23 protein-coding genes are annotated in these 24,621 nt (G+C 49.6%); all 23 read left to right on the top strand.

Features of this window, described 5'->3' with window-relative positions; translation table 11 throughout:
* The first annotated feature begins 111 nt into the window (after positions 1-111).
* The 23 genes from dapG to FCN15_RS05220 all read left to right on the top strand — a co-directional run bounded on the left by dapG (position 112) and on the right by FCN15_RS05220 (position 24,540).
* Positions 112-1,329, top strand: coding sequence for an aspartate kinase (gene dapG, locus FCN15_RS05330; RefSeq protein WP_138493925.1), 1,218 nt, complete (start codon positions 112-114; stop codon positions 1,327-1,329).
* A 58-nt stretch (positions 1,330-1,387) separates the two neighbouring features.
* Complete coding sequence (dapA, locus tag FCN15_RS05325; protein ID WP_138493924.1) at positions 1,388-2,281, top strand: 4-hydroxy-tetrahydrodipicolinate synthase; 894 nt, start codon at positions 1,388-1,390, stop codon at positions 2,279-2,281.
* 347 nt (positions 2,282-2,628) lie between these two features.
* Entirely contained in the window at positions 2,629-4,308 is a 1,680-nt protein-coding gene (locus FCN15_RS05320; protein ID WP_138493923.1) for a ribonuclease J, read from the top strand.
* A 139-nt stretch (positions 4,309-4,447) separates the two neighbouring features.
* The gene (locus tag FCN15_RS05315; protein WP_138493922.1) at positions 4,448-5,227 is read left to right on the top strand and encodes a ClpP family protease; all 780 of its coding nucleotides are present in this window, start codon (positions 4,448-4,450) and stop codon (positions 5,225-5,227) included.
* Positions 5,224-5,457, top strand: coding sequence for a YlzJ-like family protein (locus FCN15_RS05310; RefSeq protein ID WP_138493921.1), 234 nt, complete (start codon positions 5,224-5,226; stop codon positions 5,455-5,457). Before FCN15_RS05315 ends, FCN15_RS05310 begins: the two co-directional genes overlap by 4 nt.
* A gap of 65 nt (positions 5,458-5,522) precedes the next feature.
* On the top strand, positions 5,523-8,303 hold the full coding sequence (locus FCN15_RS05305) for an FtsK/SpoIIIE family DNA translocase (RefSeq protein ID WP_138493920.1): 2,781 nt from the start codon (positions 5,523-5,525) through the stop codon (positions 8,301-8,303).
* 149 nt (positions 8,304-8,452) lie between these two features.
* Positions 8,453-9,331: a spore cortex-lytic enzyme gene (gene sleB, locus FCN15_RS05300; RefSeq protein WP_138493919.1), complete on the top strand. Its 879-nt coding sequence runs from the start codon at positions 8,453-8,455 to the stop codon at positions 9,329-9,331.
* Between the two features lie 123 nt (positions 9,332-9,454).
* Positions 9,455-10,735 (top strand): EF-P 5-aminopentanol modification-associated protein YfmF, encoded by a 1,281-nt coding sequence (gene yfmF, locus FCN15_RS05295; protein ID WP_138493918.1) that lies wholly within the window; start codon positions 9,455-9,457, stop codon positions 10,733-10,735.
* Between the two features lie 3 nt (positions 10,736-10,738).
* On the top strand, positions 10,739-12,022 hold the full coding sequence (yfmH, locus tag FCN15_RS05290; protein ID WP_138493917.1) for an EF-P 5-aminopentanol modification-associated protein YfmH: 1,284 nt from the start codon (positions 10,739-10,741) through the stop codon (positions 12,020-12,022).
* A gap of 35 nt (positions 12,023-12,057) precedes the next feature.
* Complete coding sequence (ymfI, locus tag FCN15_RS05285) at positions 12,058-12,786, top strand: elongation factor P 5-aminopentanone reductase (RefSeq protein WP_138494045.1); 729 nt, start codon at positions 12,058-12,060, stop codon at positions 12,784-12,786.
* An 89-nt stretch (positions 12,787-12,875) separates the two neighbouring features.
* Positions 12,876-13,130 (top strand): DUF3243 domain-containing protein, encoded by a 255-nt coding sequence (locus tag FCN15_RS05280; RefSeq protein WP_138493916.1) that lies wholly within the window; start codon positions 12,876-12,878, stop codon positions 13,128-13,130.
* Between the two features lie 275 nt (positions 13,131-13,405).
* Positions 13,406-14,176, top strand: a complete 771-nt coding sequence (locus FCN15_RS05275) for a DUF3388 domain-containing protein (RefSeq protein ID WP_138493915.1) — start codon at positions 13,406-13,408, stop codon at positions 14,174-14,176.
* Between the two features lie 39 nt (positions 14,177-14,215).
* Entirely contained in the window at positions 14,216-15,202 is a 987-nt protein-coding gene (locus FCN15_RS05270; RefSeq protein ID WP_138493914.1) for a helix-turn-helix domain-containing protein, read from the top strand.
* 76 nt (positions 15,203-15,278) lie between these two features.
* Entirely contained in the window at positions 15,279-15,464 is a 186-nt protein-coding gene (locus FCN15_RS05265) for a hypothetical protein (RefSeq protein WP_138493913.1), read from the top strand.
* A 148-nt stretch (positions 15,465-15,612) separates the two neighbouring features.
* On the top strand, positions 15,613-16,104 hold the full coding sequence (locus tag FCN15_RS05260; RefSeq protein WP_138493912.1) for a YajQ family cyclic di-GMP-binding protein: 492 nt from the start codon (positions 15,613-15,615) through the stop codon (positions 16,102-16,104).
* Positions 16,105-16,296: 192 nt separating this feature from the next.
* On the top strand, positions 16,297-16,881 hold the full coding sequence (gene pgsA, locus FCN15_RS05255; protein ID WP_138493911.1) for a CDP-diacylglycerol--glycerol-3-phosphate 3-phosphatidyltransferase: 585 nt from the start codon (positions 16,297-16,299) through the stop codon (positions 16,879-16,881).
* Positions 16,882-16,919: 38 nt separating this feature from the next.
* A complete protein-coding gene (locus FCN15_RS05250; protein ID WP_138493910.1) occupies positions 16,920-18,182 on the top strand; it encodes a competence/damage-inducible protein A in 1,263 nt (420 codons plus the stop codon).
* A gap of 260 nt (positions 18,183-18,442) precedes the next feature.
* Positions 18,443-19,504: a recombinase RecA gene (gene recA, locus FCN15_RS05245; protein WP_138493909.1), complete on the top strand. Its 1,062-nt coding sequence runs from the start codon at positions 18,443-18,445 to the stop codon at positions 19,502-19,504.
* Between the two features lie 105 nt (positions 19,505-19,609).
* Positions 19,610-20,329 (top strand): regulatory protein RecX, encoded by a 720-nt coding sequence (locus FCN15_RS05240; RefSeq protein WP_138493908.1) that lies wholly within the window; start codon positions 19,610-19,612, stop codon positions 20,327-20,329.
* A 273-nt stretch (positions 20,330-20,602) separates the two neighbouring features.
* Positions 20,603-22,144 (top strand): ribonuclease Y, encoded by a 1,542-nt coding sequence (gene rny / locus FCN15_RS05235; protein ID WP_138493907.1) that lies wholly within the window; start codon positions 20,603-20,605, stop codon positions 22,142-22,144.
* A gap of 100 nt (positions 22,145-22,244) precedes the next feature.
* Complete coding sequence (locus tag FCN15_RS05230) at positions 22,245-23,039, top strand: TIGR00282 family metallophosphoesterase (RefSeq protein ID WP_203232084.1); 795 nt, start codon at positions 22,245-22,247, stop codon at positions 23,037-23,039.
* Positions 23,040-23,197: 158 nt separating this feature from the next.
* A complete protein-coding gene (locus tag FCN15_RS05225) occupies positions 23,198-23,458 on the top strand; it encodes a stage V sporulation protein S (RefSeq protein WP_005550495.1) in 261 nt (86 codons plus the stop codon).
* Positions 23,459-23,568: 110 nt separating this feature from the next.
* On the top strand, positions 23,569-24,540 hold the full coding sequence (locus FCN15_RS05220; protein WP_338044363.1) for a dipeptidase: 972 nt from the start codon (positions 23,569-23,571) through the stop codon (positions 24,538-24,540).
* Positions 24,541-24,621 lie beyond the last annotated feature (81 nt).

Here is a 24,621-nt window from a genome sequence, read left to right as displayed (position 1 = left end):
AACAGACGGCCGAGAAATCGGCCGTTCTTTTCTTAAATACGAGCTTCATAAGCTTGTTCCGTATTTTTATGAGGCTGCATAGCAGTTTTAATTTTTATGGAGGTTAGATCCATGCGCATTTTGGTACAAAAATTCGGCGGCACCTCTCTCGCTGCACCGGAAGCCAGGGAACATGTAATTAGCCATATCAAGAGAGAGCTTGCCGACGGCTTTCGCCTGGTTGTAGTTGTGTCCGCCATGGGGCGTAAAGGCGATCCCTATGCGACCGACACGCTGCTGGACTTGGCTGCTGCTAATGGAGACGCGCTTCCGTCTCGGGAGAGGGATTTATTGATGTGCTGCGGGGAAATGATTTCGGCAGCCGTCCTTTGCAGCCTGCTGGAAGCCCGGTCTATTTCCTCTGTTGTTCTGACCGGTGCGCAGGCCGGGTTCAAGACAGATGAACATTACGGCAGCGCCCGTATACTGGACGTCGTTCCGGACCGCATTTTTAAAGAATTCGAAAGCAAGCAGGTTGTGATCGTAACCGGGTTCCAGGGCGCAAGCCCGAACGGAGATTTTACAACCCTGGGCCGGGGAGGCAGCGATACTTCAGCTACAGCACTCGGTGCTGCTCTGCATGCAGAAATCGTAGATATTTATACCGACGTAAACGGTATTTTGACTGCGGATCCAAGAGTTGTTGAAGATGCCAAACCGCTGGCTTATGTCAGTTATGCCGAGATTTGCAACATGGCTCATCAAGGAGCCAAGGTTATTCATCCGAGAGCGGTCGAGATTGCTATGCAGGCCGGTATTCCGGTACGGGTAAGATCTACGTTCAGCGAAAGCAAGGGGACGCTTGTTGCGAATCCGGAAGGTTTTAAGGATGTGCAGGCCGGTATTGTAGACCGTTTTGTAACCGGAATTGCCTATGTAGGCAATGTGACCCAGATTGTGGTGGAGTCCGGCGAGGGGAGTCACAGACTGCAGCTGCAGGTTTTTAAGGCTATGGCGGAGAATGATATTAGTGTAGACTTTATTAATGTTACCCCTGGCGGAGTCGTCTATACCGTATTCGACTATGAAGCGGACAGAGCGGTAGAGAAGCTGAAGGAGCTCCATCTGCAGCCCCGCATTTTGAGCGGATGTGCTAAAGTGTCAGTTATCGGAGGAGGGATCAACGGTGTGCCGGGCATTATGGCCAAGATCGTGGAAGCCCTGGCTGAACAGGACATTCAGATTCTGCAGTCCGCCGACTCCAATACGACCATTTGGGTGCTTGTTCATAAAGAAGACATGGTGCAGGCGCTAAGAGCGCTGCATAAGAAGTTCGAGCTTCACGTTTAAAGGGTTTAACAGCTACAGCTAAAGCCGCGGGAACAAATTACAGTTAGGAGGAAGTAGTGTGGATTTCGGAAGATTAGTAACGGCAATGGTCACGCCATTTGATGAGAACGGGCAAATTGATTGGGACCAGACTGCCAAGCTTATAGATTATTTAGTGGAAAACCAGAAATCCGAAACGCTTGTCATTAGCGGAACTACAGGTGAATCACCAACGCTGTCTACAGAGGAGAAGCTGAATCTGTTTGACTTTGCTGTCAAGCATGCCGCCGGCCGCTGCAAAATTATCGCCGGCACGGGCAGCAATTCCACTGAGGCGTCCATCAAACTGACGAAAGAAGCGGAGAAGCTAGGCGTGGATGGGGCCCTTATGGTCGTCCCGTATTATAACAAACCGAATCAGGAAGGCATGTACCAGCACTTTAAAGCGATTGCCTCTTCAACCTCTCTGCCGATCATGCTGTATAATGTTCCAAGCCGTACGGTGGTGAGCTTAAATGCGCAGACCATCCTTCGTCTGGCACAGATTCATAACATTGTGGCCGTGAAGGAATGCGCACCGCTGGATCAGGTTGCTGCTATTGCCGCAGCTGCTCCTGCTCATTTTAAAGTGTATTCGGGTGAAGATTCCGTTACGCTGCCGACGCTTGCCGTGGGAGCTTACGGTATTGTCAGCGTAGCCAGCCATATAGCCGGAACGGACATGAAAGCGATGATTGATGCTTATTTAGCCGGAGACGTTCTCACTGCAGCCAAGCTTCACCAGAAGCTGCTTCCGGTCTTTAAAGGTTTGTTTGAATGTCCTCATCCTGTACCGAATCCGGTAGCGGTAAAATACGCTTTGAATGAGCTTGGAATCAAAGTCGGCTCCGTCAGACTGCCGCTGGTTCCAGCCACGGAAGAAGAGCAGAGCCACATCCGTTCCCTGCTTACAGCTCAAGCTGTCCAAGGTTAAAGGACTCATTTGTTCGTTTAACAGGTCTTGATTGAACCGGTGTCCCTTTGGGGCGCTGGTTTTTTTACATACGAGCGGTTCAGCTGGAAATGTAAGCGGCGCGCTTGACTTGTTTTTTGACAAAATAATCATGTATAATGGGTTCAAGTGACTGGGTGCGGTTTATTTTTAAATTTAATATAAGAACAAACTTCCAGAAGAAAGTGATACATGCGCATTGGGGACGCCAGCAGCGGAAGTTTATTCTTCAACTGCGTTTATGTTGTCTTTTTGGGGAGTAAGTCCTTTTCTTATATCGTTAAATCAAAAAAATATGACGTCCAAAATTATAGGAGGGTTAGATCGTCTTGTCCAAAAAAAATAATAATGACAAACTAAGTATCTTCGCGCTAGGCGGCGTAGCCGAAATCGGGAAGAACATGTATGTAATTCAGTATGCCAATGACATTGTTGTCATTGATGCAGGTCTTAAATTCCCTGAGGAGGACATGCTGGGTATTGATATCGTCATTCCAGACATTTCCTATTTGTCCGAGAACCGCGACAAGGTCAGAGGGATTGTATTGACCCACGGCCACGAAGACCACATCGGCGGTTTGCCGTACGTACTCAAGAACTTGAATGTTCCGGTCTACGGAACAAAGCTGACACTCGGACTTGTTGAGAATAAATTGAAGGAAGCGAACCTGCTCGGGGAAACAAAGCGGATTCTGATTGATGCGGATTCCGAGATCCAGCTGGGCAGCACGCTGAAAGTTAGCTTTTTTGCTACAAACCACAGTATTCCGGATTCCGTCGGCGTCTGCGTAGAGACACCTGAAGGGAATGTCGTTCATACCGGTGACTTCAAATTTGACCATACGCCTGTCAACGGACAATTTGCTGATTTGCAGCGAATGGCCGAAATCGGCTCCCGCGGCGTTTTGGCCCTGCTGTCAGACAGTACGAATGCCGAGAAGCCGGGCTTTACCCCGTCCGAGAAGAATGTCGGTGTTGTGCTTGACGACATCTTTAGAAAGGCCGACCAAAGAGTAGTGGTTGCAACCTTTGCTTCCAACGTTCACCGGATTCAGCAGGTTATGGATGCCGCTTACCATACAGGGCGCAAAGTAACGATCATTGGACGCAGTATGGTTAATGTGGTAGGCATTGCTTCCGATCTTGGCTATCTGGATATTCCGGACGGTTTGATCATCGAACCGGAAGAAGTGAACAAGATGGCTGCCGACCGGGTAGTCATTCTGTGCACGGGCTCACAGGGCGAACCAATGTCTGCCTTGACGCGGATGGCGCGTTCCACGCACCGCAAAGTGGATATTTTGCCGGGAGATACCGTAATTATTGCTGCAACACCGGTTCCGGGGAATGAAAAATATGTCGGACGGACAATCGACGAATTGTTCCGCCTTGGCGCAAATGTTATTTACAGCGGCTCCAATTCCGGTGTTCACGTATCCGGACACGGCAGTCAGGAAGAGCTGAAGCTGATGCTGAACCTGATGAAGCCGAAATATTTCATTCCGATCCACGGTGAATACCGGATGCTTCGCAGACATGCTTTGCTCGGTGAAAGCGTAGGCGTTGAGCATGAGAACATTTTCCTTGTAGATATCGGAGATGTAGTAGAAATTCAAAATGGTGTCGCACGCAAAGCCGGCAAAGTTCCGGCAGGCAATGTGCTGATTGACGGTCTCGGTGTAGGCGATGTAGGGAATATCGTCCTGCGTGACCGCAAGCTGCTCAGCCAGGACGGCATTTTGGTTGTTGTCGTAACACTGAGCAAGCAGGATGGCAAAATTGTCTCCGGCCCGGATATTATCTCTAGAGGATTTGTATATGTTCGTGAATCTGAGGGACTTCTGGATGAAGCGAACCGCATCGTCAGCAGTACGCTTGAGAAGCTGATGATCGAGAAAGTGAACGAGTGGGCTTCGCTGAAGACGAATGTTAAAGATGCGCTTGGACGCTTCCTTTATGAGCAAACCCGCCGCAGACCAATGATTCTTCCGATCATCATGGAAGTTTAATCTGCTTGTAACAGTCACACAGTCGCCTCTTCTCCCTGGAAACATTGGACGGTTTCTAAGGGAGGAGGGGCTTTTTTGCATGCTGTGACAGGTTTGTCGGCATACTACTTGTCAAAGAGAAGCCGAAAGGAATGAGAGCATGAGCAGACGTTCTTTGATACAGGGGCCGGACAATGAAACACCGGAGACGATTCCTAACCCAGCTCCGGGGCCTGGCGGTCCGGAGGCAGCCGGGTCACAGGCTATTGAATCCATTCAGCAGCTGGGGCAAACTTCGGTTCCAACTGCAGAAGCATCCGACATTTATTGCTTGACCATCATCGGTCAAATTGAAGGCCATATTATGCTGCCGCCGCAGAACAAAACAACGAAATATGAGCATTTGATTCCCCAGCTTGTTGCGGCAGAGCAGAATCCGAAAATTGAAGGCATTCTAGTTATGCTGAATACAGTGGGAGGGGATGTGGAGGCTGGGCTTGCAATTGCTGAAATGATCTCTTCTCTTACGAAGCCGACAGTCACCGTAGTCATCGGGGGCGGTCACAGCATTGGTGTGCCGATTGCCGTCTCATCTGATTATTCCTTAATTGCCGAAAGTGCCACAATGACCATACACCCCATCCGAATGACCGGACTGGTCATTGGTGTTCCGCAAACCTTTGAATACATTGAGAAGATGCAGGAGCGTGTCGTCAAATTCGTGACCAGCCACTCTTCCATTACGGAAGAGAAATTCAAGGAGCTGATGTTTAAGACCGGCGAACTGAATCGGGACATCGGGACGGCTGTCGGCGGGCATGACGCTGTTAAATTTGGTTTAATTGATGCGGTTGGCGGCATTGGGGAGGCCATGCTCAAATTGAACAGCCTGATTCAGGGCAAGAAGACCTTATCGGATCAAGGAGGTCTGACTCAATGAGCAGTATCTATACCATCGTACCGGAGGAAGCGCTTTGGGAAGGGTATGATCAGCAAGAGCAATTTATGGAGATGGATCTTAACGGAATATTGATGCAGGTGCGGATGGATGCCAATCAGAAAGCTACGATTGTCCGTCTGCTCCGCTGCGGATTAAATGATTATTTGAACCCTGCTCTGGCTCCGGGACAAGAAATTGCCTTTATGCCCATCCTCCTGAATAAGCAATAATGATGCGGGTTTTGTCTAGGTAGCCTCCAGAGAATATGGTATAATATTCATCTGGAGGTGTTCCTGTGGCCGCAAAGAAACGCAAGAAGAAGAAGACAGCCTTAACCCGGACTTTAAAGTATGAAATCTACGGGATCATCCTGATTACCTTGTCTATTATTGCTTTGTCGGGGGAAGCGGCGGTCGGCAGGTCGTTGTCCAAAATGGCGGCTCTGCTGCTTGGTAAATTTTATTTTGTTATTCCTTTAATCGGCATATACGCCGGTCTTACAGTAATGATTCAACGTCACTGGCCAAATAAATGGAGCAGCAGAAAGAGCGGTCTGGTGCTAGCCGTATTGTCTTTTGTGCTGATGAATACCATCACAACCATGGAATTAAAGCAGTCTCCGGCGGGTAATATGACTCCAGGCTGGATTCTAAGCAGAACAGGCTCTGATCTTCAGCAGGCTTTGAGTATGCCGGATTATGGAGGCGCTGTTTCCATTTATAAATTGGATATCAGCGGCGGATACATAGGTGCGGGCGAATTTGCTCTACTTAATATGCTGTTTGGACTGACTGGCAGCAAATTAATCCTGATTGTGATGTTCGCAATCAGTTTTATGCTTATTACGAATTTATCCTTTGTAGAACTGGGAAGACTGGTTCGATCAAGATTATTAAATATGGGTGAGCTGATCGCCGGCAGGCTGCGGACGCTAAGGGCGGTTCCAGCAGGCGGAAAAGTTAAAGCAAAGCCAGCATCAAACAAAAAGACGGGTCCGGCGCCGGTAAATCCGGTTTACGATGATGACGACGATGAAGATTTTGAGGCATCGAGCGAGTCTTTGGCGGATGCAGCGGCTTCCGGGACTGGACGGAAGAAGCCGATCTTTTTCCAGCTGCTGGGTTATAAAGGCAATCAAGAGCTGACAGAAGAGCAGGAAGCGGCTGATTTCGACGAGCCTTTTGAGGCAGGCAGTTCCCCCGCCATTGCTGCGGGCCCTGCTTATGGTAGAGGGGAGTTTAGAGATAAAGAGATAAGCCTCTCCGGGCTTGGAATGGACAGGCCTGCTCCTGCAATCGTAATAAATCCTAAAGAGCAGGAAGAGCGCGGACTTATCATTCGCGACTTCTTCGACCATATCCGTAAGGAAAACGGCGGGTACATTGACGAACAGGAAGACCGCGATTTCTATTCTGCTGATGCTGATGAGGACGCATTGTCCGATGAGGATGAGGATCACGGCTATAGCGGCTCTGAAGCTTCGCGGAGTGATGCAGGCAGTCTGACAGATCAGGACAGCGAAGAAATGGAGCACGCGTTCCATGCTGGCGAGAATACTTCGGCAGGGGAAGAAGGGGGCGGAACCCCGGCCGCTGCAGCTGCTTCTGCTGGGCAGAATGCCGCGGCCGCGGCACCGCCTAAACCTCAGCCTAAGCCGTACAAGCTTCCTCCATTCCGTCTGCTGGCAAGGCCTAATAACGGGAATAAATCCGGTGATCAGGCCGACTATATGGGCACTGCCCGCAAGCTGGAAGCGACGCTGGAGAGCTTTGGCGTTAGAGCGAGGGTGCTTGAGGTTGTACGGGGACCTGCGGTCACCCGTTATGAGATTCAGCCGGATATCGGGGTGAAAGTCAGCCGGATCGTGAGTTTGACAGATGATATTGCTCTCGCGCTTGCTGCTAAGGATATTCGCATGGAAGCTCCGATTCCAGGCAAATCTGCGATTGGTATTGAGGTGCCGAACAGCGAGGTTTCCGTTGTTACGATGAGAGAGGTTATGGAAACCTCGACCTTCCAGGAAGCCGAATCCAAACTATCCATCGCCTTCGGCCGGGATATTTCCGGACAGACGATCGTCGGCAATCTGGCCAAGATGCCCCATTTGCTTGTTGCGGGCGCTACGGGCTCGGGCAAATCCGTATGTATTAACGGCATCATTACCAGCATTTTGTTCAAAGCAAAGCCGGATGAAGTGAAGTTTATGATGGTCGATCCCAAAATGGTCGAGCTTAACGTGTACAACGGGATTCCGCATCTGCTGGCGCCGGTAGTAACAGATCCGAAACGCGCTTCTCTTGCTTTGAAGAAGATCGTTGTTGAAATGGAAAAGCGTTATGAAAAATTCTCCAAATCGAGTACCCGGAACATCGAGGGCTACAACAATTTGATGAAGGATAATCCGGACGCCATCCTCCCTTATATTGTCGTGATCGTGGACGAGCTTGCAGACCTCATGATGGTGGCTGCGAACGATGTAGAGGATGCAATTGCCCGTCTGGCCCAGATGGCCCGGGCTGCCGGTATTCATCTGATCATAGCAACACAGCGTCCTTCCGTTGACGTTATTACGGGGGTTATCAAAGCCAATATCCCGTCCCGTATTGCGTTTGGCGTTTCGTCTCAAGTCGATTCCAGAACGATTCTGGATATGGCGGGAGCGGAGAAACTGCTGGGCCGGGGCGATATGCTCTTCATGCCTATGGGGGCGTCCAAGCCGGTGCGGGTTCAGGGGGCGTTTATGAGTGACCAGGAGGTCGAGACGATTGTTCACTATGTGAGCAGCCAGGGACAAGCTGAATATGACGAGTCTCTTGTTCCTGAAGTCGATGACACCCAGCAGGAGCTGGAGGAGGTGCTTGATGAGCTTTATGATCAGGCCGTGCAGATAATCCTCGAGGCCAAGCAGGCATCCGTATCCCTGCTTCAGCGGCGTATGCGGATCGGTTATACCCGCGCCGCACGTCTGATTGATTCCATGGAGGCGCGGGGGATAGTCGGCCCTTATGAAGGCAGCAAGCCGCGAGAGGTGCTGGTGTCCATGGAGCAGTACAATCAGAACCGAATTAGTTCATAACGTTTAAGAGAAAGGCGTCCTGCTGTTGTGCCGGGACGTCTTTTTTGCTATTCTGCCTTCCTCAAAAGATGCATAGGAACGGAATGTGGTTGTCATACTAAAGTTACCCACACTTGGTTAAACCACAGAGAAAGGTAGAGCTAAAGCGTATGACAAATATGAGAAACTGGATTTCAGCCGGTTTAATGCTTACACTGGTCAGCATGGTTGTCGGATCGATTTATTTCCATGAGCCGGAAGACCAGGGACAGGAGAGCAGCCAGTCCTCAGCAGAGCTGTCCACGCCTGCGTTCTCTTCCCAGATCATGCAGGTCGGTGCCTATGGGCAGGATGTGTATGAACTGCAGGGACGGTTAAAGTTTCTTGGTTACTACAATGGGGATCTGGACAGCCATTACGGTACGACAACCCGGGATGCGGTCTACACTTTTCAGAAGAAGTTTGGAATTAAGCCGGACGGCGTTGCCGGGGCAAAAACAAAGCTGAAGCTTTATAATGCCACTAAGAACTGGAAGCCGCAGGCCTCCTCTTACAATCCGAACCCCGATACTGCAGCCGGTAAAGCGGGCAATGCTGGAGCCCATACCGGAACCACTGCCGGAAATACCGCAGGCAATGCGGGCGGAGGTGAAGAGAAAGCAGCGTCGCTTGGTTCAGCAAATGCTTTGAACTTAACTGAAAATGATCTGAACATAATGGCCAATGCAGTCAACGGCGAAGCGCGCGGTGAGCCTTTCGAAGGGCAGGTGGCAGTAGCGGCGGTCATTTTGAACCGTGTCAAATCGCCTGATTTTCCGAATACTGTCTCCGGCGTTATTTTTCAGCCCGGTGCCTTTACAGCGGTTGCAGACGGACAGATCTGGCTGACGCCTAACGAATCTTCTAAAAAGGCTGTACGCCAAGCCCTGAATGGCTGGGATCCTACCGGCGGCTGCATCTATTACTTTAACCCTGAAACTGCAACCTCCAAATGGATCTGGAGCCGGCCTCAAGTGAAGACAATCGGGCAGCATATCTTCTGCATGTAATGAGGCTTAAAGAAGCAGCCGAGCGTTCGTCTTGGTTGCTTCTTTCGTGTTAATTGGTATAGAATGGAACTACATTTTTCTGGGCATAAATGAATTTCAGTCTTTTGAAAAGGGGTTTTGACCTTGACAACAACTCTGTTTGAACGGGGACAGGTGAACCAGATTCGGGTGCACGTGCTGCCCACCAAACGTTTCAAAACGTTTGCCGTTTCGCTTTATGCCGGCGTGCCGCTTAAGGAAGAGACCGTGACCAAGGCCGCATTAACGCCGTTTGTGCTTCGCAGAGGGACGGCTTCTTATCCGGAGACCACGCTTTTCCGAGAACAGCTTGAACATATGTACGGGGCCGGCTTCGGCTTTGATATTTATAAACGGGGAAATTACCAGATCGTCACGTTCCGGATGGATACCATCAACGACTACTTTGTTCAATCGGCCGATTCGCTGCTGCAGCAGACCTTCTCATTCCTGGGTGACGTGTTCACCAATCCGCTGACCGAGAACGGGGGATTCCGCAGCTCCTACGTGAAAGCGGAGAAAGACAATGTGCGCAAGAAGCTTGAATCCATTATTAATGATAAAGCCCGGTATGCGGCAGAACGCTGCATGGAAGAGATGTTTAAAGGGGACGTTTACCGCCTGAACCCGCTTGGCAGCAGAGAGCAGCTGGAGGGGATCACCGAGCAGAGTTTGTACCAATCCTACAGCGACTGGCTGCAAAACGCCCATCTCGATCTCTATGTGGTAGGCGATACCACGCTTGAGGAAGTCACAGCTCTAGTTGAAAAATACTTCCGGCTGAGCCGAACCAGCTCTCCTGAATACAGCCATGACGCAGTTGAGTTCCGCAAAGGGGAGGTAAACAGCGTCATCGAACGCCTGAACGTTAACCAGGGCAAGCTGAATATGGGCCTCCGGACTGAGATTACGTATGGGGATGACCGTTATGCCTCGGCGCTCATGTACAGCGGTATTCTCGGCAGCTACCCGCATTCCAAGCTGTTTGTCAATGTGCGGGAAAAGGCCAGTTTGGCTTATTACGCCTCATCGCGCTACGACGGCCACAAAGGTCTGGCAACTATTCAGTCGGGCATTGAAATCCAAAATTACGAAAAGGCGCTTAACATCATCAAGGAGCAGCTGGAGAGCATGCGCCAGGGTCAAATCAGCGAACTTGAAATGAGCCAGACCAAAGCGATGATTCGTAACCAGCTGCAAGAAATGCAGGATTCCGCTTTTGAGATGATCGCCTATGATTTTAACCGTGTGCTGTCAGGTAAAGACCGGCCGGCTGAAGAGCTGCTGGCCCAGGTTGAAGCGGTAACCCAGCAGGATATAGTGGATGCGGCTCAAACCTTCCATTTGGATACGATCTATTTCCTGACGGGCCAGAAGGAGGAATAACCGGTGGAGAAAATTACTTACGACAAGCTGCAGGAGACACTCTATCACGAGAAAATGGATAACGGGCTTGAGGTGTATGTACTGCCGAAGCCTGGTTTTTCCAAAACGTACGCTACCTTCTCGACGAAATACGGGTCCATAGATAACCACTTTAAAGTCGAAGGCCAGGACGAAGTGAAGGTTCCCGACGGCATTGCTCATTTCCTTGAGCACAAAATGTTTGAAGAGCCGGAAGGAGATATTTTTTCAACTTTCGCATCAAACGGTGCCTCGGCAAACGCCTTTACCAGCTTTAACCAGACTGTATATCTGTTCTCGGCAACCGATCACGTTTATGAGAATATCGAAACGCTTGTTAACTTTGTTCAGAATCCTTACTTTACCGATCAGAACGTAGAGAAGGAGAAAGGTATCATCGGACAGGAAATCAATATGTATCAGGACAATCCGGACTGGCGCGTCTATTTCGGGCTAATTGAAGCCTTCTATAAGGTGCATCCTGTGCACATTGATATTGCCGGAACGGTTGAATCCATCGGCACGATCACCAAAGAGACGCTGTACACGTGCTATAACGCTTTTTACCATCCAAGCAATATGCTTCTGTTTGTTGTCGGCGGTGTAGAACCGGAACGGGTGCTGGAGCTGGTGAGAGAGAATCAAGTCAAGAAGGATTACAAACCGCAGGGCAGTATCGAGCGTATTTTTGATCAGGAGCCGAACGCCGTCGCCGAAGCCAAGAAAGTCATCAAACTGCCTGTGTCCCTGCCGAAATGCCTGTTTGGCTTCAAGGACACCCGTGTCGGGCTTGCCGGCGAACAGCTGATCCGCAGAGATCTGGTGACGAAGCTGATGCTTGATCTGCTGTTTGGCTCCAGTACCAAGCTGTATCAAAAGCTGTATGATATGGAATTGATCTCGGACAGCTTCGGCCATGAGTTCAACAGTGATACTAACTATTCCTTCTCGGCGGTTGGCGGGGATACAAGAGATCCGGACCTGCTGATTTCCACAGTGAAAGAGGAAGTGACAAAGCTTGCTGAAGCCGGTTTCGAACGTTCTGATTTTGAACGGGCCGTGAAGAAGAAGATCGGCGGCTACCTGCGGATGCTGAATTCCCCGGAAAATATTGCCCATGAGTTTACGCGCTACCGCTTCCGCGGCGGCGACCTGTTCTCAATTGTTCAGTTGTATGAATCCATAACACTTGATGAAGTGAATGAGCGGCTTAAGGAGCACACGGACTGGAATCAGCTGGCCGTATCGCTTGTGGTAAGCCCTGAGTGACAGCATTGAACGGGAGAGAGAAGACGATTGGAGAAATGACCGTCTTAGTGACGGGAGCCAGCAGGGGAATTGGCGCTAAAATCGCGGAGCGGTTTGCTTCAGTCGGCATGAATATTGTCATTCATTACAGCAAATCGCATGAAGCGGCGAATGAAGTGGCAAGACAGTGTATGGAGTTAGGGGCTAAGGTCTACACCGTTTCAGCGGACCTCAGAAAAACCGGGGAAATCGCCAGAATGCGGGCAAGACTCGAAGACCATGGCATTTATCCGGATATTCTGGTGAACAATGCCGGTGTCGCGAAGTATGGAATGTTGACCGACGTTACTGAGGAAGAATGGGACGAAGTGATGGACGTCAATTTGAAGGGCGTATTTTTGTGCAGCCAGGCGTTTATGCCTTACATGGTCAGCCAGCGGTTCGGGCGGATCATTAATGTTAGTTCCGTTTGGGGAATCTCGGGGGCTTCCTGTGAGGTTGTCTACTCTGCCGCCAAAGGCGGGGTTAATGCCTTCACCAAAGCGCTTGCCAAGGAGCTTGCGCCTTCTGGAGTAACGGTAAATGCGGTCGCCCCCGGGGCTGTTCAGACGGATATGATGAGCGGATTCTCGGCTGAAGAGATCCGGCAGCTGGAAGAGGAGATCCCTGCGGGCAGACTGGCAGCGCCTGATGAAATATCTTCGCTTGTTTATTTTCTGGCTTTGCCGGAGTCCGGCTACATTACAGGACAAATCATCAGTCCGAATGGAGGATGGGTGACTTAGCCGGATTGATCTGAATAAATAAGCCCTCTTTATCACATATTACGAGTGTTAATCAAATTCATTCGCTAAGTGATGGGAGGAGTACTGACATGTCATCCGTATTGAATAACTTTGATTCCTGGAAGAAGTTCCTTGGTGAACGTATCCAACACGCTGAGAATTCCGGGATGAGCGAAGAGACCATTGCAAATTTGGCATATGAAATTGGGGGCTTTCTCGAAGATAAAGTCGATCCGCAGAATGCTTCCAACCGTGCGCTCAAAGAGCTTTGGGAAGTCGGCGACGAGAACGAGCGCAGAACGATTGCCAGGCTGATGGTCAAATTAGCGAAGAAAAACTCATAAGCAAGCGGCAGCCTTCGAGTACTACTCCGCTTCCAAGCTGGGCAGAAGTAATTGTCCTAAAGGTACTGCAAGCATGAGTGGCGGAAAGCTCCCGGAAGGGAGCTTTTCGTACTTTTTGCATGTCTTCCCCGCTTGCCCAACTTGCCATTCAATATCATTTTTTATATCATTAAAAATGATGTGTTGTTCGTGATCAACGACGACTTTGATCGAATTTGAAGGAATTATGCCTGAAGTTGTCGAATAATTCATGAAGGAAAGAAAGGGTGTGCGTTTTGGGAGATAAACAACAGTGGTATCTGGAATATACCATACATAAGAACCGTCCGGGCCTGCTGGGGGATATTGCCTCCATGCTGGGGATGCTAGAGGTTAATATTTTAACCATTAACGGGGTTGAGGGGAAAACCCGCGGCATGCTGCTTGAAACAGACGATGAACGGAAAATTAAGCTGCTTGGGGATATGCTGGACACGGTTGGCAGCATTACCGTTTCGGCTTTGCGGCATCCAAAGCTTGTCGATATTTTGGCTGTCCGGCATGGCCGCTACATCGACCGGGATTCGGATGATTTGAAAACTTTCCGGTTTACACGGGATGAACTTGGGTTGCTCGTTGACTTTTTGGGTGAATTATTTAAAAGGGAAGGCCATCAGGTGATCGGTTTGCGCGGCATGCCGAGAGTGGGCAAAACGGAATCGATTATTGCCGGCAGCGTTTGTGCAATGAAGCACTGGACCTTTGTTTCTTCGACGCTTCTTCGGCAGACGGTACGCAGCCAGATGTCTGAAGAGGAGTGTAATCCTTCAAATGTGTTTATTATTGATGGAATCGTGAGTACACTGCGTTCAAATGAGAAACACTACCAGCTGCTCCAGAACATTATGTCCATGCCTTCTACGAAGGTTGTGGAGCATCCGGATGTTTTTATGAAGGAATCTGATTACGGATATGACGATTTTGACATTATTATTGAACTGCGAAACAATCCGGATGAGGAAATCGTTTATGATACGTTTGTTACGGTCTACAACGAAGATGTGTGACTTATAAACAGCCAAAATTAGTAATAGGAGGTGATGGTTATGTCAGATTTAGGCCAGCAATTGAGAGAAGCGCGTATGGCACGCGGCTTATCGCTGGATGATGTACAGGAAATGACAAAGATTCGCAAAAGATACTTGGAGGCCATCGAGGCCGGTGACTATAAAGTTCTTCCAGGAAGCTTCTATGTCAGGGCATTCATTAAGACCTACGCAGAGGCTGTCGGGGTTAATGCAGATGATCTGCTGACCGAGCATCAGAGCAATGTGCCTTCCGCAGATCCGGAGCCGGTGATGGAGCCGGTGCTTCAGCGAAGAAGGACAAAGCCGGCATCTGAAGGAAATTCCAAATGGCTGCCTACTTTGCTCATGTGGTCATTTTTAGTTGTCATTGTTGCGGTGATCTACTTAGTTGTGATTAATAACAACAAAGGTGACGGGAATCAGGCCGCTGATCCAACGCCGGTTACAAGCGGAGAGATAGATCCCAGTTCCGCAGCAGGAGGGGCGGTTCAGGCAAGTTCAGTGCCTTCTGCGGCTGTCAGCAGCGATGCTTCAGCTACTCCTTCAGTCTCTCCTTCGCCGGATCCTTCCTCCAGCGAAGCTGCAAGCAGTGCGGACAGCTCGGCGGCGCCGGCTGTGGACGGCGTTGTAGTGACCCAGGATGGCAAAACAGGCAGCGCGCTGCAGTTTAACGTTCAGAGCCCTAACCAGGCTCCCGTCCCGGTTCAAATTACGGCCAGCGGCGGAAGAAGCTGGGTAGAGGTCCGTCAAGGCGATAAGAACGGCGACAAGCTCTTCTACGCAACGATGGAGGACGGAGATACGATCAGTTATAACCTGGACAGCCAGGGGATGTACATTAAATCCGGTGCTTCTCCTTATACAACGATAACGGTTGGGGGACAGCCGGTTGTTGATGACCGGAATACAGCCAAAATCCAGCTCAGCCTGGTTTCCGGGGATACTGCGGGAACAGATGGCGGGAACTCCCTGAATACAGGAACGGAGGAGTCTACGCAGCCATAGCTGCCGTATAATGCCTGTCTTTATGGGAAAGAATAACCTTGCTGCTGCTTAGAGTCAGAGTTAAGGTATTCTGGAATTGAAGAGAGGTGTGAACATCGTGACTACAAGCTGGATTGTAGCCGGACTTGGGATTATCGTATCTTTGATCGGTTATTACCTGACGCCCAGTGCATGGGGATACGGAATTTTAGGTTTTGGTTTGGCTCACATCGTGCTTGGAATTTTGAATATGTTCAGAACTCCTGCACGAAACACACGTTAGAATCGGATGCCAAGAGCAGGCCCTTTCCCTTCAGAAAGAGGCCTGTTTTATTTTATACCCTGGTGGTTAAATAAGGTGGGAAATGGACTTGGCAGGCCGTTTTTTCTATAATAGATAACATTACTATAGAGAAAAGGAAAGTGATCGCATGGCTTCTGAAAGTTCATTTGACATTGTTTCAAAATTTGACATGCAGGAATTAACGAACGCTATTCATCAAACAGAACGGGAGATCGAGACACGCTTTGATTTCAAGAACAGCAAGAGCAGCTTGACGCTTGAGAAGGATGCGCTAGTTATCGTTTCAGATGATGACTACAAGCTTGGAGCCGTGATCGATATTCTGCAGTCCAAGATGATCAAACGCGGGCTTCCGATCAAAAATCTGGACTACGGCAAGGTTGAACCTGCTTCCTTGGGAACCGTGCGCCAGCGCATAAAGCTTAAACAGGGAATTGAGCAGGATATTGCCAAGAAAATCAATGTGCTGATCCGTGATTCCAAATTAAAAGTGAAAAGCCAGATTCAAGGAGACTCCATCCGGGTGACGGGCAAAAGCAAAGACGATCTTCAATCGGTCATGGCTTTGCTTCGAAACGCTGACCTTCAACTTGACCTGCAGTTCACGAATTTCAAGTAAAGGCTCGTGTAGGCATTCCTGGAAAATCCCTCAAAATGGATATTTTGACTCTTATTTTGCCGTATATTATACTTGTTAAGATCTATTGGCTAAACTATAGTCTGCATTTATTGGGGGAAATATGGTGAACGGCTTATTAAAGAAAGAAGCAAGCAGAGGCAGAGTCCGGAACGGCTGCAGGGAGGAAGAAGCGTGAATTTACCGAATAAAATTACATTGTCCCGGATATTTCTAATACCGCTTATGCTGGTGTTTTTGCTGATCGACGAGAAGAATTTCAGCACCCTTCATTGGGGAGCTTATACGCTGCCTTTAAATCAGCTGATTGCTGCGCTTTTGTTTATTCTTGCGGCAAGCACGGACGGTATTGACGGTTATCTTGCCCGCAAGAACAATATGGTGACTAACTTGGGCAAACTTTTGGATCCGCTGGCGGATAAACTGCTTGTAGCAGCGGTTCTTATTTCGCTGACTGCGATGGGCAAGTGCAACGCGTGGATTTCGGTTATTATTATCAGCCGTGAATTTGCTGTTACAGGCCTGCGTGAGGTTGCTCTGCTTGAGGGCTCCGTAATTGCTGCGAGCAAATGGGGTAAAGCGAAGACTATCACTCAAATTATTGCCATCAGTGCATTGCTGCTGAATAATTTCCCGTTTGAATGGCTGAATATCCCGTTTGATGACATCGCGATCTGGCTCGCTGCGGTGATTACGATTTACTCGGGTATTGACTATTTTGTGAAGAACAAAAACATCCTTTCCCTGTCCAAGATCTGATTGAATCCATAGCGAATGCAGCAAAGGGAGTGAAGTGTTTGAAAGCCGAAATTATTGCTGTGGGAACCGAGCTGCTGCTTGGTCAGATTGTTAACAGTAACGCGCAGTATTTGTCGCAGGAGCTTGCGGCGCTTGGTATTGACGTTTTTTTTCAGACCGTGGTTGGTGATAATCTGGACCGTCTGAAGCAAGCGATTCTTACGGCGCAGGAGCGTGCGGATATTCTCCTGTTTACCGGTGGTTTAGGACCGACCTTGGACGACTTGACTAAAGACGCAGTAGCCGCTGTCTTGGGACGCTCGCTTCATATCGACCGTGTGGCTATGGATCATGTGGAGCAGTTCTTCAAAGAGCGTTCTCGTCCTATGACGGAGAATAACAAACGCCAGGCTTTGTCTATTGATGGAGCGGCACCCCTGCCGAATGCTACGGGCCTTGCGATCGGCAACGCCTTATCGGAGAATGGCAAGCATTACATACTTTTGCCTGGCCCGCCCAAAGAAATGATCCCGATGTTTGAGGAGCAGGCCAAAACCTGGATTATGCAGCATGTGCTGACAGAGGAGAAGCCGCTGTACTCACGGATGCTTAAGTTTGCGGGAATCGGCGAATCTGCACTGGAAACCGAACTCTTAGATCTGATAGAGGGACAAAGTGATCCGACAATAGCTCCTTATGCCAAGGAAGGCGAAGTTTCGGTCCGCATCTCTACCAAAGCATCTTCAGTTAGTGAAGCGGATGAAAGGCTTGATGCTTGTCAGCTTCAAATCCAGAAGAGACTGCCGGACAATTTGTATGCAAATGAAGATGTTCCGATTGAAAAAGCAATTGTTGATCTGCTTACGGAACTTGGGTTGACAGTCGCAATCGCAGAAAGCTGTACTGGCGGGCTGCTCATGGGCAATATGACATCGGTACCCGGCTGCGCTACTGTTTTTAGAGGCGGCATCGTTTGTTATTCCAATGAAATGAAGGAGAAGCTGCTCAATGTCCCTCGCGATTTGCTGGAGGGGGAGAATGCGCCGGGAGCGGTCAGCAGTGAAACGGCCGAGGTGCTTGCCGAGCAGGTAAGAATGGTGATGGATGCGGATTACGGGCTGTCCGTCACGGGAGTTGCCGGGCCGGCTTATTCAGAACGGAAACCGGTTGGTCTGGTCTACATCGGAATATCCGAACGGGACGGACAGACAACCACCCATGAACTGCACTTTAAGGGGAATCGGGATACCATCCGGATCCGTTCGGCTAAGACGGTTCTCTACCATCTATGGCTGAAATTAAAGGAACGGTCTCAAAGCTGAGGTCGGTACCGGGATCACAGTTTGTTTTGCATACCGAGAGGTTATCATTTATAATGAGGTCAGCGGAAGAACCGCAGCAACTTTAATGAGATTGCTGCGGTTCTTTTTTTGTATATTTGGCAGATCCTGGAGGTGCATCCAACCCAAAACCCCAAGAAAAACGAATGTATGTTCGAAAAATGCTTGGCAAAAGCACTAAAACGAGGTATAATTTAAGTAGTAAGAACAGTAAGGTTACTCTTATTAAGGATGTGAGCTGATTGTCAGATCGTCGTGCAGCGTTGGAAATGGCGCTTCGTCAAATAGAAAAACAATTCGGTAAAGGTTCCATTATGAAGCTGGGTGAATCCACGCATATGCAGGTGGAAATTGTCCCTAGTGGATCTTTGGCTTTAGATATCGCTCTTGGTACAGGCGGGTTCCCTCGCGGACGTATCATCGAAGTGTACGGACCGGAATCCTCCGGTAAAACTACGGTAGCACTCCATGCTATTGCTGAGGTACAGAAAATCGGCGGACAAGCTGCATTTATTGACGCAGAACACGCTCTCGATCCTTCTTATGCCAGCAAGCTTGGCGTAAACATCGATGAACTGCTGCTCTCTCAGCCGGATACAGGCGAGCAGGCTTTGGAAATCGCTGAAGCACTTGTGCGCAGCGGTGCTGTAGATATTATTGTCATTGACTCTGTTGCGGCCCTGGTTCCGAAAGCGGAAATTGAAGGCGAAATGGGCGATTCCCACGTAGGTCTTCAAGCGAGACTGATGTCTCAGGCTCTCCGTAAATTGTCCGGTGCAATCAGTAAATCGAAGACGATTGCGATCTTCATCAACCAGCTGCGTGAGAAGGTCGGCGTTATGTTCGGCAACCCTGAAACAACTCCGGGCGGCCGGGCTTTGAAATTCTATTCTACAGTCCGTCTTGATGTACGTCGTGTGGAGACGATCAAAATGGGTAACGACATGGTCGGTAACCGTACGCGGGTGAAGGTCGTCAAGAATAAGGTAGCTCCTCCTTTCAAACAAGCCGAGCTCGATATTATGTATGGTGAAGGCATTTCGCGTGAAGGCAGTATTGTCGATATCGGGGTTGAGATGGATATCGTGGACAAGAGCGGCGCCTGGTATTCTTATGCTGGCGAACGTTTAGGCCAAGGCCGTGAGAATGCTAAGCTGTTCCTGAAGGAACATAAAGAAATTGCGGATGCGATTGAACTGAAGATTCGTGAGGCAAGCAGTTTGACTACGGTTGTCCCACCTGCTTCGTCGGAAGAGGAAGAAGCGGAGAAGATGGAAGAGCAAGCGCTGTTTGAAGCTGAATAAGGTTTAATATTAGTGGATGAGCGCTCTGTAGCAGATCAGAGCGCTTTTTTTCGTATGAAATCGATAGAAATGTCTAAGTTATAGGTAACGGGGAGAGATGGTGAAATGCGGGGTCAACATGAAGAGCGGCCAGCCGATTCGCTGGCTTCCTTTCCCGAGCAGCAGCTTGAAATCACAAGTGTAAAGCAGCTGCAGGGCTGGAAGAACCGTCAGCGTTACCAGATATGCTTCTCGGATCATTGCCTGGAAGTGCATGAAAACACAATGATTAAGTTTCGAATGCTCAAGGGGAGCCTATTCTCAAAATTGGAACTGCAGGAAATTGTCCAGACGGATGAGAAGCAGCAGGCTTATGCGGCTGGACTTGGCTTTTTGGGACGAAAGCCCCGGACGAAATACGAGATGCTGGCCCGTTTGAAGGAGAAAGGCTGGGAAGAAACGGTAGCTGAACAAACAGCGGAGCGTTTAGAGCAGGAAGGATATATTAACGACGCCCAGTACGCCAGGGAATGGACGCAGCAGCGCCTGGAGAGCAGAGGCAAAGGGAAGATGTGGATCAGGCAGGAATTGCGGCAGAAGGGCATCTCCAAGCCTCATATAGAGGCAGCCCTGAATCAGGTCAATGAAGATGCGGAGCTTGAAAGCGCAAGAATGCTGGCCCAGAAGCGGTGGGAACGTTCTGCCGGCGAAGAAGAAGGAGCGCGCAAACGCAAAATTGCGGCTTTCCTGCTGCGGCGCGGATACAGCGGAAGTATTGTATCAAGTGTAGTACGGAATTTGGGAGAGCTTGACGAGTGGATGGGGCAGGAAGAAGAGTTCTTCTGAGGAACATGCTGGAATAAACGGTCTATAACGTGTCACAGCTTGACAATTTCTTTGGCGGAATAATAAAATGGACAAGAATCCTATAGACATTTTTCTTTCCGAAATGTACTTTCTATAATGATTCTAATTGTGCCTCAGCCTGCGGGTTCAGTTTCCATCAGGAGAGGACAAATAGCACATGAGCAGTATGTGAGAGAACTAAAGGGAAAAGTAATTTGAAAACTGCACACTCCCAAGGAATGCCTTGGAGAAAACAACGGGGAGGTGAAAGACATGCCAACGTGGCTTTCGATCATTCTCGTTGTCGCCGCTTTATTCTTTGGGTTCGGGATTGGATATTTTATCCGCAAATCTCTTGCAGAAGCTAAAATTTCCAGTGCAGAACAGGCCGCACTCCAGATTGTGGATAACGCGAAGAAAGAAGCAGAAGCACTGAAGAAAGAAACGGTCTTGGAAGCAAAGGATGAAATCCACAAGCTTCGGACCGAAGCTGATAAAGACATTCGTGAACGTCGGAATGAAGCCCAACGACAGGAAAGACGATTGTTGCAAAAGGAAGAGTCGCTGGATAAGAAGATTGAATCATTAGAACGCAAAGAAGAACAGATGGCCGGCAAGGAGAAGCGTATTGAAGAAACGCAGCAGCAGATTGAACTGCTGTATAAGAAACAGGTAGCTGAGCTTGAACGGATCTCCAATCTTACGATGGAGGAAGCCCGCAGCGTTATTCTGAATAACGTTGAGCAGGAAGTCCGTCATGAAACTGCCCAAATGATCAAAGATATTGAGCAGCAGGCGAAAGAAGAAGCAGACAAGAAATCCCGCGAGATTATTACGCTTGCTATTCAACGCTGTGCGGCGGATCATGTGGCTGAAACCACAGTATCTGTTGTAACACTGCCAAATGAAGAGATGAAGGGCCGGATTATCGGCCGTGAGGGCCGCAATATCCGCGCTCTCGAAACGCTGACTGGTATTGATCTTATCATCGATGATACGCCTGAAGCGGTTATTTTGTCAGGATTTGATCCTATTCGCCGTGAGATTGCCCGCAATGCGCTGGAGAAGCTGGTTGCGGATGGCCGGATTCATCCGGCTCGTATCGAAGAGATGGTCGAGAAGTCCCGCCGCGAGGTGGATGAACGGATTCGGGAGTACGGGGAACAAGCAACCTTTGAGGTTGGTGTTCACGGTCTGCATCCAGATTTGATCAAGATTCTGGGTCGCTTGAAATTCCGGACAAGCTATGGTCAAAATGTGCTCAAGCATTCGATGGAGGTCGCATACTTGGCAGGATTGATGGCCGGCGAGCTCGGGGAAGATGTTGTTCTGGCAAAACGTGCCGGTCTGCTCCACGATATCGGCAAAGCGCTTGACCATGAAGTCGAAGGTTCCCATGTGGAAATCGGCGTTGAATTGGCCAAGAAATATAAAGAACATCCTGTGGTTATCAACAGTATTGCTTCCCACCACGGCGATGAGGAAGCAACTTCCGTTATCGCTATGCTGGTTGGAGCAGCGGATGCGCTGTCTGCAGCACGTCCGGGAGCCCGTCGTGAGACGCTTGAGACTTATATCCGGCGGCTCGAGAAGCTGGAGGAAATTTCCGAATCCTTTGAAGGTGTTGAGAAATCCTATGCGATCCAGGCCGGCCGCGAGGTCCGTGTCATGGTTCAGCCGGAGAAGATTGACGACGCTGAAAGCTTCCGTCTTGCCCGCGATATTACCAAGACGATTGAAAATGAACTGGATTATCCAGGACATATTAAAGTTACGGTTATTCGCGAAACACGGGCGGTTGAATACGCCAAGTAAAGGAAATTGCCCAGGCGGCCCTTCAGGGCCGCCTTTTTCTTTTTGTCATAGGCATCCTAAAAATAACACCAATAACCAGAGATTAGAGGGGGACAACACGTTGAAAGTGCTGTTTATCGGGGACATCGTTGGCCAGACAGGGCGGAAGGCACTGAAGGAATCGCTGCCTCAGCTGAAGAGTAAATACAACCCGGACATTATCATTGCCAATGGTGAAAATGCAGCATCAGGGCGCGGGATTACCGCTTCCATTGCCAAGGAATTTTTCGACTGGGGCATTCATGGGCTGACGATGGGGAATCACACTTGGGATAACAAGGAAATATTTGATTTTATTGATGATGAACCAAGAATGATCAGACCGGCGAACTATCCGCCCGGAACACCAGGAAGAGGCTATACCGTGATCAAGAACGGAAATAAGGAGCTGGCGATCGTCAATCTGATGGGCCGCACCTTCCTGCCTCCGCTGGATTGCCCTTTCCGGGCGGCGGATGACATCGTGGACCAGCTGCGGAAGAAGAACAAGTTTATCCTTGTGGATTTTCATGCAGAGGCTACCTCTGAGAAGATCGCTATGGGCTGGCATTTGGATGGACGCGCATCCATGGTCGTCGGAACACATACTCACGTTCAGAGCAATGATGACATTGTGCTGCCGGAAGGAACGGCTTATATAACGGATGTTGGTATGGTGGGGTCCAGAGAAGGCGTGCTCGGTATGGAGCGTGATGCAGTCCTCCGTAAATTTAAAACTCAGCTTCCGGTAAGATTTCAGGTGTGCAGCGGTAAATGGCAGTTCCATGCGGTCGTGGCAGACCTGGACAACCAAACCGGCAAGGCCAAGTCGATCACCAAGATCCGTCTTCTTGAGGATCAGTGGACGATGAATTAGCCTGTTAAGATTCTCTAGTCAGCTGGGGCGGAGTTGAGATTGTTTTTTGCAGGTGCTTCCCAAAAGCAGGAATTATTCCGTATCTCCCGAATATGATCTAACAGATCATCTGTCAAGGTAGTGGAAACCAAACTATTAATCACAGGGAGGTACTTACCATGGAAGTATTAAAAGTTTCAGCAAAATCCAACCCCAACTCCGTTGCCGGCGCGCTAGCCGGTGTGCTTAGAGAGCGCGGCGCTGCTGAACTTCAGGCGATCGGGGCAGGTGCGCTTAATCAGGCGATTAAAGCGGTGGCCATTGCCAGAGGCTTTGTGGCTCCAAGCGGAGTCGATTTGATCTGTGTTCCTGCGTTTACGGATATTGTGATTGACGGAGAAGACCGGACTGCAATCAAGCTGATTGTGGAACCGCGGTGAATGAATTTTTGACAGCACCTGTTTGCCATGAGGCAGACAGGTTTTTTGCGTTCCTCCCTTGAGGGACGTTCGTTAGCCGGCAGCAGGCAGTTTTTTTATCAGAAAGGTGTGTGAATAGTTTGAAATTTGGCGTTATTGATTTTCATTGTGATGCATTGGGCAAGCTCCAGCAGCATCCGGACATCTGTTTTGAGGAAGATGAGAGACTGGATGTTTCGCTTCACAAGCTTAAACAAGGCAGTGTGGGGCTGCAGTGCTTTGCGGTGTTTATAACAGATGACCCCGAACAAGCGCGGATTGGGCGCGTGCTGGAACAGCTCAGCTTGTTCCGTTCCAGGGTGGAGAAGGCCGGAATAGCCCTGGTAGCCAGCCGGCAGGAGCTTGCGGCGTTAAATGCAGCCGGAGGGATCGGAGGCATGCTGTCCCTGGAGGGCGCGCACGGCCTGGAGGGCAATCTGAACTACCTGCAGAGCTGCTATGATCTGGGGGTCCGGTTTCTGGGCATCACCTGGAATCATGCCAATTGGGCTGCCGACGGGGTGATGGAGCTGCGGGGCGGCGGTTTTACAGAGAGGGGCAAAGAGCTGATCCGGCGATGCCATGAGCTCGGTATTGTACTGGACGTGTCGCATTTGTCGGTAAAGGGGTTTTGGGAACTGACAGAAGCCGCTGAGCAGGCAGGAAGGCCATTTATTGCTTCTCATTCCAACAGTATGGCGGTGTGCAGCCATCCCAGAAACTTATCGGATGAGCAGATAAGGACGATTGTCCGCCTGGGCGGCCGGATCGGCCTGACGTTTGTACCGCCGTTCGTTAAACCATCCGGTCCGGTGAAAATGACGGATTTGCTGCCTCATTTGGAGCATTTGTGCTCGCTCGGAGCTGAGAACCACATCATGTTTGGGTCTGACTTCGATGGTATCGAAGAGCATATTCTCGGCTTGGAGGATGCATCCAAATATGCTGCCTGGAAAGAGCTGCTGCTGAAATACTACTCCGGGCAGCTTGTAGACAAGTGGCTGAGCGTGAATGCACTGCGATTTTTGCAGACTTGGCTTCCAGCAATAAAGAAAGCGCTTTAATTAATCACAAACCGAGAACGGTTTAATCGAAAACTACTATATGATTTGGGCGCGAAAACGCTTGCTTTTTACCCTGTACGG

The organism is Paenibacillus pinistramenti (assembly GCF_005869875.1).
Lineage (GTDB): Bacteria > Bacillota > Bacilli > Paenibacillales > Paenibacillaceae > Fontibacillus > Fontibacillus pinistramenti.
Note: the sequence above shows the minus strand (reverse complement) of the source record. Positions and strands in the feature narration are given on the sequence as shown.

Bases quoted from the DNA above. Each gene is read 5' to 3' on its own strand.
- dapG (WP_138493925.1), top strand. From the start codon at position 112: ATGCGCATTTTGGTACAAAAATTCGGCGGCACCTCTCTCGCTGCACCG.
- FCN15_RS05315 (WP_138493922.1), top strand. From the start codon at position 4,448: ATGAGCAGACGTTCTTTGATACAGGGGCCGGACAATGAAACACCGGAG.
- FCN15_RS05310 (WP_138493921.1), top strand. From the start codon at position 5,224: ATGAGCAGTATCTATACCATCGTACCGGAGGAAGCGCTTTGGGAAGGG.
- sleB (WP_138493919.1), top strand. From the start codon at position 8,453: ATGACAAATATGAGAAACTGGATTTCAGCCGGTTTAATGCTTACACTG.
- ymfI (WP_138494045.1), top strand. From the start codon at position 12,058: ATGACCGTCTTAGTGACGGGAGCCAGCAGGGGAATTGGCGCTAAAATC.
- FCN15_RS05280 (WP_138493916.1), top strand. From the start codon at position 12,876: ATGTCATCCGTATTGAATAACTTTGATTCCTGGAAGAAGTTCCTTGGT.
- FCN15_RS05270 (WP_138493914.1), top strand. From the start codon at position 14,216: ATGTCAGATTTAGGCCAGCAATTGAGAGAAGCGCGTATGGCACGCGGC.
- FCN15_RS05260 (WP_138493912.1), top strand. From the start codon at position 15,613: ATGGCTTCTGAAAGTTCATTTGACATTGTTTCAAAATTTGACATGCAG.
- FCN15_RS05240 (WP_138493908.1), top strand. From the start codon at position 19,610: ATGCGGGGTCAACATGAAGAGCGGCCAGCCGATTCGCTGGCTTCCTTT.
- rny (WP_138493907.1), top strand. From the start codon at position 20,603: ATGCCAACGTGGCTTTCGATCATTCTCGTTGTCGCCGCTTTATTCTTT.
- FCN15_RS05225 (WP_005550495.1), top strand. From the start codon at position 23,198: ATGGAAGTATTAAAAGTTTCAGCAAAATCCAACCCCAACTCCGTTGCC.